Raw genomic sequence first — 12,792 nt, forward strand, 5'->3', positions numbered from 1 at the left:
CCCGTCGAGCGGGGCTCCGGCGGCCCCTCCGACGCGCGGGGGAGCGGGAGGTCAGACGTCCAGCTCGGTCTCGATCTTCTTCAGCTGGTGGCGGGCCATCGCCAGGTTCGCCCGGCTCTTGTCCAGGGCCAGGTAGAGGAAGAGGCCGTTGGTGCCGCGTCCCTTGAGCAGCCGGATCAGGTGGTAGTGCTTGCCGAGGGTGATCAGGATGTCCTCGATCTCGTCGTCGAGCCCCAGCATCTCCATCGCCCGGACCTTGGCCCGGACGACGTCGGTGTTGCCGGCCGCGGCCACGTTGAGGTCGAGCTCCTTGCCGCCGCCGATCGTGCCGAGCGCCATGCCGCTGGTGTAGTCGACGAGGGCCGCGCCGATGGCGCCGTCGATCGTGGTGGCTTCCTTGAGGGCGGTCTCGGTGTTCGCCATGGTGTCGTACTTCCTTTTCGGGTGAGCTGTTCGGACGGGTTCAGTTCAGGTCTCTGCGTTCCAGCGCTCCGTCGACGAGTTCGCCTATCCGGACGCTGGACCTGCGGGCCTCCAGGTGGAGTCGCCCGACGTTGATCCGGGGTTCCGCGAGCAGCGTGAGGACGGCCGAGCCGCCCGCCGCGTACGTCGCCACGTAGCCGCTCTCGCCCCGCACCAGCAGTTCGCGGAAGCGCCCCTGGCCGGTGGACTCCGTCAGCCGCTGGCCGACGCCGAGCGCCGCCGCCGTCAGCGCGGCCACGCTCTCCGCCTCGCCGTCCACGGTGTCGTGGGCGAGGACGAGCCCGTCGGCGCTGGCCGCCAGGGCTCCGGTGAGCTGGGGGAGCCGGGCCCGTAGCCGTCTGAGCTCGCCGAGGACCTCGGCTTCTGCCGTCATGAGCTGTTTCCTTTCGGCGCGCAGGCGCAGGGCACGCCTCATCACAGGTGTGCCTCCAGGGCGTCACGGAGCCGGCGCAGCAGGGCGATGTCGGGATCGGCCACCGGCAGGGCCGGTAAGGGGGGTGGCGGTGGCGTGGGGGCGGGATCGAGCGGCGTCTCGACGAGTCCGGCGGCGGCGAGCCGCCGGACGTCGAGGAGGGTGTGGAAGGCGGGCCTGCCGAGCAGCCGGGCCAGCTCCGCCGGGGTCCGCTCGCCGTCCGCGGCGGCGAGCAACGCGCGCTGGCGCACTCCCACGGTCTGACCGGGGGCGGCGGGGCGCGGCACGACCGGGGCGGTGTCCACGGAGGCGTACGGCCAGACGGCGTCGAGGAGTTCGCGGCGGCGTACCGTCTCGCGCTCGACGGCCTCGGCGGAGACCGGCCGCACCGTCCCGAACCAGTGCCCCACCCCGTACCGGAAGCGGGTCGGTCCGCTGGTGGGGGAGAGGGCGAAGAAGGCCGCGTCGAAGACGGCGCCGAGGTGGCAGATCTCCAGTTCGCCGTCGTGGAGCCGGCCGCTGTCGACGAGGAAGCGGCCGACGGCGCGGTGGGCCCCGGCCCGGTCGACGGCCTCGTCCCAGCCCTCGCGGGGGAGGCGTCCGCCGGTGGTCAGGAGGACGTCGACGCCGGGGGAGGCGGGGCTCTCGGCGTGCACGACCCGGCCGTCGACGAGGTAGAGGGTGCCGTGGTCGCGCAGCAGGGCTCCGGTGGCCTTCTCGGCGGCGAGCCGGACCAGCATGGGGGAGACGGGGGCGGCGACGGCGCTCATCCGAGGACCAGCCTCTCGGCGAGGTCGCGGAGCCGTATGCGGGCCAGGGCGAGGTTGCCGGTAGCGCGGTCGAGCCAGAGATGGAGGAAGACGCTGCTGTCGAAGGAGGTCTCGACGAAGCGGATGACGTGGTAGCCGGCACGGGTGGTGACGATGAGGTCCTCGACGGGTGGGGCCCCGGGCTCCCCTGGGGTGTCGCCGGCCGCGACGAAGGTGTCGAACTCGGCTGCCGAGCGGGCGAGTTCGGCGGTCTCGGCGGCCGTCGTCTCGTGGTCGCCGACCGGTGAGTCACCCGCCGTCCCGAGGGCGAGCCCGCTGGTCCAGTCGACCAGGGAGGCCCCGCGAGCGCCCGGCAGGGCCATGGCCTCCAGAAGGCACTCGTCGATTCCGGGCACGTGGATTCCCCTCCCGATGCGGCGTGCGAACGTGCGGCAGTGACGGCGACGTTACTGAACGCAGCGCTCCTCGGGAGCCGTTCTGGCATTTTCCATCGGAACATGCCAGCGTCTGACGGGATTTGGCCTGTCGGACGCCGTGGTCCTCTGTCAGGTCGGCCACCGGGCCGTCCGTGACGCCGTGCGCGAGGCCGTCCGCGGGCCCGTGCGCGAGGCCGCTCGGCGGCCCGTCCGTGCTGCCGCCCGCCGGCCCGTGCGGGAGACGGTCCGTGGGCCCGTCCGTGCTGCCGCCCGTCGGTCCGTCCGTGCGGCCGGGCCTCAGGCCCTGGACTCCACGGCCTTCGCGATGTCGTTCAGGTCCTTCGTGAGGGCCTTGGCGACGGCCTTCGCGCCGAAGCGGGTCATCAGCCGGCCGAGGAGTCCCGGCTTCCGGCCGTGGGCGGGCCGCGCGGAGAACGTCATCCGCAGGGTGGTCGCCCCCGTTCCGTCGGGCACCAGGGTGAGCTCGGAGACGTAGTGCATGCCGTGCGAGTCGGCGACCGTGACGTACCGGTCGGGCGGCTCGCACTCCGTCACCGTCATCTCCTCGGTGGCCTCCTTGCCGAGCATCCGCCGGGTCTCGCGCCAGCGGGTGCCGACGCCGAAGCCGCCCTCGGTGAGCACCTCGACCTTCTCGACGCCCGAGAGGACGCGGGGCATGTCCCGCAGGTCGGTGATCGACTCCCAGACCCGCCCGGGGGAGGCGTCGACCCGGCGCTCGACGACGACGGATGTGGTGTCCGTACCGGTTCCAGTCATGGCTTCATCGAAGCGGGACGCCGGGACCCGCGCGACCGGACGGACCACCCGGACGCCTCCGTCCCGCCCCGTGCCGCGGGGGCTCCATGGCCACTCCGCCTCATCCCCGCCGGACGAGCGCGTCCGCCTGCGCCCCGCCCGACTCCGCCACGATCTCCGCGACCGTCTGGGGCTTCCGTACGGTCGTGAAGGCCACCGCCCCGTCCTCGGACACCGTGAAGCCGTGGACGCCCGGCCGGGGCAGGCTGTTGTACGCGTAGTGGTGGGCGAAGTAGTACGCGCCGGTGTCCGGCACGGCCACCACGTCGCCCTGGCGCAGCGGCGGCAGCGCGCGGCCCGTGGCGAGCAGGTCCCCGGCGAAGCAGGCGGGCCCCGCCACGTCCTGGACGGTGGTCTCCCCGGTGCGGGGGCGGCCCGCGGAGTCGTACGCGAGGATCCGCAGCGGCCAGGACTCGGGGGCGTAGACCGTACGGGTGGCCAGCTGCACGCCCGCGTGGGTGACGGCGATCGGGCGGCCCCCGGAGGTCTTCGTGTACTCCACCCGGGCGAGGACCGTGCCGTGCTTGGCGAGGAGCGAACGGCCGAACTCGGTCACCAGGCCGTAGCGGCCGTCGAAGAGGCCGGGGACGGTGTCGGCGAGCAGCCGGGCGTACTCGGCGTACGTCGGCGTCTCCTCGTCGGAGGCGAAGTTCACCGGGAGCCCGCCGCCGATGTCGAGGGTGTCGACCTGCTGCCGCCCGGCCGTTCTGTTGATCTCCTCGGCGAGCGCGTACGCCTCCCCGACGCCTTCGGCCATCAGGGCGAGCGGTACGCCCTGGGAGCCGGTGTGGGTGTGCAGCCGGGTCAGCCAGGGGCGCTCCAGGAAGGCCTGGACGACGGCCTTGCGGGCGCCCTCGTCGCGCAGCGCCACGCCGAACTTGGAGGTGGCGGTCGCGGTCGAGAGGGCGCCGATGGAACCCGCTCCGACCTGCGGGTTCACCCGGAGTCCGAGAGGTGAGGCGGTGGGCGCGGAGGCGACGAGCGCGTCGAGCCTGGCCAGCTCCTGGAGGTTGTCGGCGTTGACGGCGACGCCGAGCGCGAGGGCCTGGCGCAGCTCGGCCGGGGTCTTGGCGGGGGAGTCGAGCACGGTCCGGGCGGGTGGGATCCCGGCGGCGCGGGCGAGGGCCAGCTCGCCGGGGCTGGCGACCTCGACGCCGAGTCCGGCCTCGTGGAGCAGCCGCAGGACGGGGACGAGCGGGGTGGCCTTGACGGCGAAGGCGTGGAGCACGGGGGCGTCGGTGACGGCGGCGAACGCGCTGGTCAGGGCGGCGGCGGAGGCGCGGATGCCGGCGGTGTCGAGGAGGGCGACGACGGGTTCGGCGGGGGAGAGGAGCCCCTGATCGACGGAGGCTCGGACGGCGAGATCGCGACGGGAGGAGGCCATGCGGTCCATCCCATCACCGGGACGGGTGGTGCCGCAGCGGTTGACTACAACTATTCATGCCGCCAGGATGTGAATATCCGAACGACATTCGAGGAGGCACCCCCATGTCAGGACCCCGCCCCGTACGTGCGGCCCGCGGTACGGAACTGAGCGCCCTGGGATGGCAGCAGGAGGCCGCCCTCCGGATGCTCCAGAACAACCTCGACCCCGAGGTCGCCGAGCACCCCGACAAGCTCGTCGTCTACGGCGGCACCGGCAAGGCCGCCCGCGACTGGCGCTCCTTCGACGCCATGGTCCGCACCCTGCGCACCCTCAAGCAGGACGAGACGATGCTCGTCCAGTCGGGCCGCCCCGTCGGCGTCATGCAGACCCACGAGTGGGCCCCGCGCGTCCTCCTCGCCAACTCCAACCTGGTCGGCGACTGGGCCAACTGGGAGGAGTTCCGGCGCCTGGAGCACCTCGGTCTCACCATGTACGGCCAGATGACCGCCGGGTCCTGGATCTACATCGGCACCCAGGGCATCCTCCAGGGCACCTACGAGACCTTCGCCGCCGTCGCCGCCAAGAGGTTCGGCGGCACCCTCGCCGGCACGATCACCCTCACCGCCGGCCTCGGCGGCATGGGCGGTGCCCAGCCCCTCGCCGTGACGATGAACGACGGCGTCGCCATCTGTGTCGACGTCGACCCGCGCGCCATCGAGCGCCGCATCGAGCACCGCTACCTGGACGTGCGGGCCGACGACCTCGCCCACGCCCTCCGGCTCGCCACCGAGGCCCGCGACGCCCGCCGCCCGCTCTCCATCGGCCTCCTCGGCAACGCCGCCGAACTGCTCCCGCGGATGCTCGCCGAGGGTGCCCCGATCGACATCGTGACGGACCAGACCTCCGCCCACGACCCGCTCGCCTACCTCCCGATCGGCGTCGCCTTCGACGACATGGCCGACGCGGCGGCGAAGGACCCGGCCGGGTTCACGACCCGCGCCCGCGAGTCGATGGCCAAGCACGTCGAGGCCATGGTCGGCTTCATGGACGCGGGCGCCGAGGTCTTCGACTACGGCAACTCGATCCGCGGCGAGGCCCAGCTCGCCGGCTACGACCGCGCGTTCGCCTTCCCCGGCTTCGTCCCGGCGTACATCCGCCCCCTGTTCTGCGAGGGCAAGGGCCCGTTCCGCTGGGCCGCCCTCTCCGGCGAGGCCTCCGACATCCACAAGACGGACAAGGCGCTCCTGGAGCTCTTCCCGGAGAACGAGTCCCTCCACCGCTGGATCAAGATGGCCGGCGAGCGCGTCCACTTCCAGGGCCTGCCCGCCCGCATCTGCTGGCTCGGCCAGGGCGAGCGCGACAAGGCCGGCGACATGTTCAACGACATGGTCGGCGACGGCACCCTCGCCGCGCCCCTCGCCATCGGCCGCGACCACCTCGACTGCGGCTCGGTCGCCTCCCCGTACCGCGAGACCGAGGCCATGCTCGACGGCTCCGACGCCATCGCCGACTGGCCCCTCCTCAACGCCATGGTGAACGTCGCCTCCGGCGCCTCCTGGGTCTCCATCCACCACGGCGGCGGCGTCGGCATGGGCCGCTCCATCCACGCCGGCCAGGTCTCGGTGGCGGACGGCACCGCCCTCGCGGGCGAGAAGATCCGCCGCGTGCTCACCAACGACCCCGGCATGGGCGTCATCCGCCACGTCGACGCGGGCTACGACATCGCCGAGCGCGTCGCCGACGAGAAGGGCGTCCGCGTCCCGATGCGCGAGGGCTCCCAGGACGAGGCGTCCGCGTGAGCGACAGCTTCCACGCCATGTGGCGGTCGCTGCGGCCCCTCGGCCGCAGTGCCGCCTCCGGCGGCTACCGGCGCTACGCCTGGACCGAGGCCGACGCCGACTGCCGCCTCTGGTTCCGGATGCAGGCCGAGGCCCGCCGCCTGGACGTCGAGACCGACCGCAACGGCAACCAGTGGGCCTGGCTCGGCGACCCGACGGCCGGCGACGCCGTCGTCACCGGCTCCCACCTGGACTCCGTCCCCGACGGCGGAGCCTTCGACGGCCCCCTCGGCGTCGTCTCCTCCTTCGCCGCGCTCGACGAACTCCGCTCCCGCGGCGTCTCGTTCAAGCGTCCCCTCGCCATCGTCAACTTCGGCGACGAGGAAGGTGCCCGCTTCGGCCTCGCCTGCGTCGGCTCCCGCCTAGCCGGGGGCCGGCTGACGAAGGAGCGGGCGTACGAGCTCCGCGACGCGAACGGCATCAGCCTGCCGCAGGCCATGGAGGCCGCCGGGTACGACCCTTCGGGGATCGGGCCCGACCCCGAACGGCTCGCCCGCGTCGGCGCCTTCGTCGAACTCCACGTCGAGCAGGGCCGCGCCCTCGACCTGTCCGGCGACCCCGTCGGCATCGCCTCCGCCATCTGGCCGCACGGCCGCTGGCGGTACGACTTCGCCGGCGAGGCCAACCACGCCGGCACCACCCGGCTCGTCGACCGCCGCGACCCGATGCTCACCTACGCGGAGACGGTCCTCGCCGCCCGCCGTGAGGCCGAGCTCGCGGGCGCCGTCGCCACCTTCGGCAAGATCGCCGTCGAACCGAACGGCGTCAACGCCATCCCGTCCCTCGTCCGCGGCTGGCTCGACGCGCGCGCCGCCGACCAGGGCGCCCTGGACCAGGTCGTCACCGGCATCGAGGCGGAGGCCCGCGGCTACGCCGACCGCCACGGCGTCGACCTCACGGTCGTCCAGGAGTCCTTCACCCCGGTCGTGGACTTCTCGCACGCCCTGCGCGACGAGCTCTCCCGGATCCTGGGCACCTCGGGGAAGGTGCCGGTCCTCGGCACCGGCGCGGGACACGACGCGGGCATCCTGTCCGAATCGATCCCGACCGCCATGCTGTTCGTACGGAACCCCACCGGCGTCTCGCACTCCCCGGCCGAGTTCGCGGCCGAGGACGACTGCGTCGCCGGGGTCCTCGCACTCGCCGACGTACTGGAGGAGCTGGCGTGCCGCTGACGACGTACTGGCTGGAACACGCCTGGCTCGACACCCATGTCGAGCCGGGCGTGGCCCTGGACGTGGACTCCGACGGCCGGATCTCGGCCGTACGCACGGGGGTCGAGGCGCCCCCGCGGGGCGCCGTCGTCCTCCGCGGCCTCACGCTCCCCGGCCTCGCGAACACCCACTCGCACGCCTTCCACCGCGCCCTGCGCGGCACCGTCCAGGTCGGCTCCGGCACCTTCTGGACCTGGCGCGAGGTCATGTACGACGTCGCCCAGCGCCTCACCCCCGACAGCTACTTCGCCCTGGCCCGCGCCGTGTACGCGGAGATGGCGCTCGCGGGCATCACCTCCGTCGGTGAGTTCCACTACCTCCACCACGCGCCCGGCGGCACCCCCTACGACGACCCCAACGCCATGGGCGAGGCCCTGATCGCGGCCGCGGGCGAGGCCGGCATCCGCATCACCCTCCTCGACACCGCGTACCTCTCCTCCGGCTTCGGCGCCGCCCCCGACCACCACCAGCTCCGCTTCACCGACGGCACCGCAGACCGGTGGGCCGAGCGGGTGTCGGCCCTCAGGGAACGCGACGGCGTACGCGTCGGGGCGGCGATCCACTCCGTACGGGCCGTCCCCGCCGACCAGCTCGCCACGGTGGCCGGCTGGGCGCGGGACAGGGACGCCCCCCTCCACGTCCACCTCTCGGAGCAGACCGCCGAGAACGACGCCTGCCTCGCCGCCCACGGCCGCACCCCGACCCAGCTCCTCGCCGACCACGGCGTCCTCGGCGCCCGGACGACCGGCGTCCACAACACCCACCTGACGGACACGGACATCGCGCTCATCGGCTCGACGTCCACCGGCACCTGCATGTGCCCGACGACCGAACGGGACCTCGCCGACGGCATCGGCCCGGCGGTCGCCCTCCAGCGCGCCGGCTCCCCGCTCTCCCTCGGCAGTGACAGCCACGCCGTCATCGACCTCTTCGAAGAGGCCCGGGCCATGGAGCTCGACGAGCGCCTGCGCACCCGCACCCGCGGCCACTGGACGGCGGCGGCGCTGCTCCGCGCGGCCACGGCCGACGGCCACGCCGCCCTCGGCCGCCCCGACGCGGGCGTCCTGGAGACCGGCGCCCCCGCCGACCTCACGACGATCGCGCTCGACTCGGTCAGGACAGCGGGACCGGTACCGCGTCTGGCAGCCGAGACCGCGGTATTCGCGGCGTCGGCCGCGGACGTCCGGCACACGGTCGTGGGCGGACGCCATGTCGTACGGGACGGGACCCACTCCTCCGTGCCGGACGCCGCCCAGGCCCTCGCGGACTCGATCGCCGCCCTGCGCGGCTGAAGGAGACACCTCCCACCATGAACACCGGCCCCGAGGCGATGAACAACCCGGCGGCGACCTCCGCACCCACGAGCGCGAACAGCGCCGTGGCGACGGCCGCCACCGCCATCGTCAACATCGCCAGTCTCGTCACCAACGACCCCTCCCTCGGTGATGGAACCCCTCTCGGCCTGATCCAGGACGCGGCCGTCGTCATCGACGGCGACCGCGTCGTCTGGGTCGGTGAATCCAGCAAAGCACCGGCCACTGACAACCGGGTCGACGCCGGCGGCCGGGCCGTGATCCCCGGCTTCGTCGACTCCCACTCGCACCTCGTCTTCGCGGGCGACCGCACGGCCGAGTTCAACGCCCGCATGTCCGGCCGGCCGTACCAGGCGGCCGGCATCCGCACCACGGTCGCGGCGACGCGCGCGGCGACCGACGCGGAGCTGTCGGCGAACGTGGCCCGCTACCTGCGCGAGGCCCTCACCCAGGGCACCACCACCTTCGAGACCAAGTCCGGCTACGGCCTCACCGTCGAGGACGAGGCCCGCGCCCTGCGCATCGCCGCCGAGCACACCGACGAGGTCACCTACCTCGGCGCGCACATCGTCCCCCCGGAGTACGCCGACGACCCGGCCGCGTACGTGGAACTCGTCACCGGCGAGATGCTCGACGCCTGCGCCCCGTACGCCCGCTGGATCGACGTCTTCTGCGAGCAGGGCGCCTTCGACGGCGACCAGGCCCGCGCGATCCTCACCGCGGGCAGGGCGAAGGGCCTCCACCCCCGGGTGCACGCCAACCAGCTCACGTACGGCCCCGGCGTCCAGCTCGCGGTGGAGCTGGACGCGGCGAGCGCGGACCACTGCACCCACCTGACCGACGCGGACGTCGACGCGCTCGCGAGCGGCTCGACGGTCGCCACGCTCCTCCCGGGCGCGGAGTTCTCCACCCGGGCGCGGTGGCCGGACGCGCGCCGGCTCCTGGACGCGGGCGTCACGGTGGCCCTGTCGACGGACTGCAACCCGGGCTCCTCCTTCACCTCCTCGGTCCCGTTCTGCGTCGCGCTCGCGGTACGGGACATGGGGATGACCCCGGACGAGGCGGTCTGGTCGGCCACCGCCGGCGGCGCGGCGGCCCTGCGCCGCACGGACGTGGGCCGCCTGACGGTAGGCGCCCGCGCCGACCTCGCCGTGCTGGACGCCCCGTCCCACGTCCACCTGGCGTACCGCCCGGGCGTCCCGCTGGTGTCGCGGGTGTGGCGGGCGGGCGTGCGCGTGGTCTGAGCACGGAGGGGGCCCGACGACGGGACCCGCACGACCTGCGAGGGGTAGGGAGCCCATCCGGGCGTCTACCGCGCGGATGGGAAGCGCCGCGCCCAGGGGGTGCCTGGTCGACCAGGGTCTAGGAGCGGTGGCTCAGCACGTTGACCACCCGGCCGTCCGGGTCGCGGACGAAGAAGCGGCGGACGCCCCAGGGCTCGTCGGTCAGGGGGTGGACGATCTCCGCCCCGGAGGCACGGACCGTCTCGTAGGCGGCGTCCACGTCGTCGACCTCCACGCTGAGGTCGGGCGTGACCGGGGCGGTCAGGTCGTGGGTCATGAGGCTGACCTGGGCGGTCGGCGCGGCGGGCGGAGCGAGCGTCGCGATCCAGCCGTGGTCCATGACCACCTCGAACCCGAGCAGCCCGTAGAAGGCGCGGTTCTCCTCCGGGGAGTCGGTACGGAGGTTGGGCACGGCGCGGCGCACGGTCATGCCCCGCACCCTAGAGCGACGCGTCAGCGGAACTCGTGGACGACCCGGATCTCGCCGACGATGTGCGCGTTGAACTCGTCCAGCTCCTCGGCTGGCACCCACAGTTCGAGGATCGTCCGCCCGCCGGCCTGCTGGACCGGGTACCTGCGGAGGAACTCCGTGTCGACCTCGAAGCGGGTGACGAAGCCGGCGCCGTCGTGCTTGACGTTCCAGTCCCGGGCGATCCTGATCGCGTACTCCTCGTCGAGGACCGGGTAGAAGATCGGCTGCTCCGGCAGGCGGGGCGGCCAGGCGCGGTGGCCGAGCTTCCGTACGAGCTCCAGCTCGACCGGGCCGGTGGGGCGCCACAGGGTCGTCGTCGGTCGTCGGCCGGTCATCGCGGTTCGCTCGCTCTCCAGGTGATGGCGATCGCGGGTGCGGTCCGCCGGGAGCCCGACCGTACCGACGGGCCGGTGGCCGTGGCCACCGGTTTCAGCGGGCCGCGGGGGCCCCGTCCGCGTCCGCCACCGGCGCCAGCTCCCTCACCAGCGCTTCCGCCGCGCCCAGCGCCGCCCGCTCCTCCGCCGTCACGCACGGGTTCGCCGCGCGGCGGGTCCGCGCCGGCCCCAGGTGGGGGAGGACCGGGGTGGTCGTGGCCGCGAGGAGCGCGGTCAGGCCCGCGCGGGCGCCCGGGGCGTACGGGGCCGGGGAGACCGCGACCTCCGCGAGCATCAGGGCCGACATCGCGTGGTCCAGGCCCGCCGGGTGGCCCTCCTCCGCCGTCTGCCAGTCGATGACGACGGGGCCACGGTCCGTCAGGAGCACATTGCCGGGGTGCAGGTCCAGGTGGGCCGGCGGCGTTCCCGGCAGTGCGTGCAGCCTCGCCAGGAGCTCCGCGAGCAGCGCGCCCGCCGGCTCCGGCTCCACCGCGCCGGTGAGCAGCGCGTCCAGGAGCGACGGGCCCGCGAGGCGCTCCATCACCAGGTCGGGACCCTCCGCGCGCAGGACCGCCGGGACCGGATAGCCCTGGTGCGCGAGCCGCGTCATGAGCTCCGCCTCGCGGGTCGCGTCGTCGCCGTCCCGGTACCGGCGCAGGACCCGTGCCCCGTCGCCGGGCAGCGCGTACACGTCCGCCGTCCTGCCCCGCCCGACGATCTCCCACTCGTCCACCCCACGGCCCCCTTGATCACCAGTACTCTCCCACCGTGTCCACTCCTTCACGGGTTGGTCACGGAAAGACCGAGTATCCCTGTCTCTGCGGGTTCCGGACGGGTACCGTCCTGTCCTGGCAGGACTCAGGGGGGAAGACCGGGGGGTCGGCAAGGTGAGCGCTGTCCGCATGCGGGTCGTGAGGCCGGGGGAGCTGACCGCGCGGGAGGTCGAGGCGTGGCGTGAGCTGCGGGCCAGGACCGGCGCGCCCGCGAACCCGTTCATGGAGCCCGAGTTCGCCCGGGCCGTCGCCGCCGTGCGGCCCCGTTCGCGCGTCGCGGTGTGGTGGGAGGGGGAGGAGCCGGTCGGCTTCTTCCCGTACGAGAAGGGCCCGCTGGGCCAGGGACGGGCCATCGGCTTCGGTGTATCCGACAGCCAGGGCGCCGTCCTGCGGTCCGGACTGCGGCCGAGCGCGCGCGCCCTGCTGCGCCACTGCGGGCTCGCCGGCTGGGAGTTCGACAACCTGGAGGACGGGCAGCCCGTCTTCGAGGGCGCTGCCGTCGAGTCCTTCGCCTCGCCCGTGATCGACGTCGGCGAGGGGTACCCGGCCTACGAGGCCCTGCTGCGCGTCCAGTCGCCCAAGTTCCTGAGGACCACCCTCGCCAAGGAGCGCCGGCTCGGCCGGCAGGCCGGCGGAGAGGTGCGTTTCGTCTTCGACGAGCGCGACCCGGCGGCCCTGCGCACGCTCATGGAGTGGAAGTCCGCCCAGTACCGCAGGACCGGCCGCCGGGACCGTTTCTCGAAGGACTGGATCACCACCCTGGTCCGCCGCCTCCACGAGCTCCGCACGCCCGGCTGCTCCGGTGTCCTCTCCGTGCTCTACGTGGGCGAGCGGCCCGTCGCCGCGCACTTCGGGCTGCGGTCGGCGACCGTGCTGTCCTGCTGGTTCCCCGCGTACGACCCCGAGTTCGCCAAGTTCTCGCCCGGGCTCGTCCTCCATCTCCGGATGGCCGAGGCGGCGGCCGCCGCCGGGATCGGGATGCTCGACCTGGGGCGCGGGGACGCCGAGTACAAGGACGCCCTGAAGACCGGGGAGCTGACGGTGTACGAGGGGGCCGTCGTCCGCCCGGGTGTCCGGGCCGCGCTGCACTGGCTGGGCCGTGAGCCCTCGCGTCGCTTCCACCGTTTCGTGCGCGGCCGTCCGGAGCTCGCTGCCCGGGGCCGTACCGTCCTCAACCGCGTCGCGGCCCTGCGGGGCTCCCGTTAGCCGCGCCGGGGAGCCGGTGCGGGCCCCCTTCGCCGCCCTGGCCGCCCTCGTCAGCG

General features: G+C 73.9%; 14 protein-coding genes. 5 read left to right on the plus strand and 9 right to left on the minus strand.

Translation table 11 applies throughout. From position 1 onward, the window contains the following. Nucleotides 1-51 precede the first annotated feature (51 nt). From ACRRSS_RS03335 to ACRRSS_RS03360, 6 genes are all read right to left on the minus strand, one after another. The gene (locus ACRRSS_RS03335) at nucleotides 52-423 is read right to left on the minus strand and encodes a hypothetical protein (protein ID WP_435969723.1); all 372 of its coding nucleotides are present in this window, start codon (nucleotides 421-423) and stop codon (nucleotides 52-54) included. A 40-nt stretch (nucleotides 424-463) separates the two neighbouring features. Beyond that, nucleotides 464-856, minus strand: coding sequence for a roadblock/LC7 domain-containing protein (locus tag ACRRSS_RS03340; RefSeq protein WP_435969724.1), 393 nt, complete (start codon nucleotides 854-856; stop codon nucleotides 464-466). Between the two features lie 41 nt (nucleotides 857-897). Then, nucleotides 898-1,665 carry a transcriptional regulator gene (locus ACRRSS_RS03345; protein WP_435969725.1) on the minus strand — a complete coding sequence of 256 codons (768 nt, stop codon included), beginning with the start codon at nucleotides 1,663-1,665 and terminating at the stop codon, nucleotides 898-900. Then, complete coding sequence (locus ACRRSS_RS03350; RefSeq protein ID WP_351908627.1) at nucleotides 1,662-2,060, minus strand: hypothetical protein; 399 nt, start codon at nucleotides 2,058-2,060, stop codon at nucleotides 1,662-1,664. The genes ACRRSS_RS03345 and ACRRSS_RS03350 overlap by 4 nt, the downstream gene beginning before the upstream one ends. Nucleotides 2,061-2,378: 318 nt before the next feature. Then, nucleotides 2,379-2,858 carry an SRPBCC family protein gene (locus ACRRSS_RS03355; protein ID WP_435969726.1) on the minus strand — a complete coding sequence of 160 codons (480 nt, stop codon included), beginning with the start codon at nucleotides 2,856-2,858 and terminating at the stop codon, nucleotides 2,379-2,381. A 100-nt stretch (nucleotides 2,859-2,958) separates the two neighbouring features. Next, nucleotides 2,959-4,290: a diaminopimelate decarboxylase gene (locus tag ACRRSS_RS03360; protein ID WP_435969727.1), complete on the minus strand. Its 1,332-nt coding sequence runs from the start codon at nucleotides 4,288-4,290 to the stop codon at nucleotides 2,959-2,961. Nucleotides 4,291-4,385: 95 nt separating this feature from the next. On the opposite strand from ACRRSS_RS03360, the gene hutU reads away from it, so the two are divergent. From hutU to hutI, 4 genes are read left to right on the plus strand one after another with little or no spacing between them, the layout of a single operon-like run. After that, on the plus strand, nucleotides 4,386-6,062 hold the full coding sequence (gene hutU, locus ACRRSS_RS03365; RefSeq protein ID WP_435969728.1) for a urocanate hydratase: 1,677 nt from the start codon (nucleotides 4,386-4,388) through the stop codon (nucleotides 6,060-6,062). A 17-nt stretch (nucleotides 6,063-6,079) separates the two neighbouring features. Then, on the plus strand, nucleotides 6,080-7,276 hold the full coding sequence (locus ACRRSS_RS03370; RefSeq protein WP_435975238.1) for an allantoate amidohydrolase: 1,197 nt from the start codon (nucleotides 6,080-6,082) through the stop codon (nucleotides 7,274-7,276). After that, entirely contained in the window at nucleotides 7,267-8,607 is a 1,341-nt protein-coding gene (locus ACRRSS_RS03375) for a formimidoylglutamate deiminase (RefSeq protein ID WP_435969729.1), read from the plus strand. Before ACRRSS_RS03370 ends, ACRRSS_RS03375 begins: the two co-directional genes overlap by 10 nt. 17 nt (nucleotides 8,608-8,624) lie before the next feature. Then, nucleotides 8,625-9,872: an imidazolonepropionase gene (hutI, locus tag ACRRSS_RS03380; RefSeq protein ID WP_435969730.1), complete on the plus strand. Its 1,248-nt coding sequence runs from the start codon at nucleotides 8,625-8,627 to the stop codon at nucleotides 9,870-9,872. A 118-nt stretch (nucleotides 9,873-9,990) separates the two neighbouring features. Here the strand turns inward: hutI and ACRRSS_RS03385 are convergent, their stop codons facing one another. The 3 genes from ACRRSS_RS03385 to ACRRSS_RS03395 form a co-directional block, all read right to left on the minus strand. Next, on the minus strand, nucleotides 9,991-10,341 hold the full coding sequence (locus tag ACRRSS_RS03385; RefSeq protein ID WP_435969731.1) for a VOC family protein: 351 nt from the start codon (nucleotides 10,339-10,341) through the stop codon (nucleotides 9,991-9,993). A gap of 23 nt (nucleotides 10,342-10,364) precedes the next feature. Next, nucleotides 10,365-10,718: a hypothetical protein gene (locus ACRRSS_RS03390; protein WP_435969732.1), complete on the minus strand. Its 354-nt coding sequence runs from the start codon at nucleotides 10,716-10,718 to the stop codon at nucleotides 10,365-10,367. Nucleotides 10,719-10,812: 94 nt separating this feature from the next. Further along, the gene (locus ACRRSS_RS03395) at nucleotides 10,813-11,490 is read right to left on the minus strand and encodes a phosphotransferase (protein WP_435969733.1); all 678 of its coding nucleotides are present in this window, start codon (nucleotides 11,488-11,490) and stop codon (nucleotides 10,813-10,815) included. A gap of 169 nt (nucleotides 11,491-11,659) precedes the next feature. Between ACRRSS_RS03395 and ACRRSS_RS03400 the strand changes: the two genes are divergently transcribed. Beyond that, a complete protein-coding gene (locus tag ACRRSS_RS03400) occupies nucleotides 11,660-12,736 on the plus strand; it encodes a GNAT family N-acetyltransferase (protein WP_435969734.1) in 1,077 nt (358 codons plus the stop codon). The last annotated feature ends 56 nt before the right edge of the window (nucleotides 12,737-12,792 follow it).

The organism is Streptomyces sp. Qhu_M48 (assembly GCF_051305195.1).
Lineage (GTDB): Bacteria > Actinomycetota > Actinomycetes > Streptomycetales > Streptomycetaceae > Streptomyces.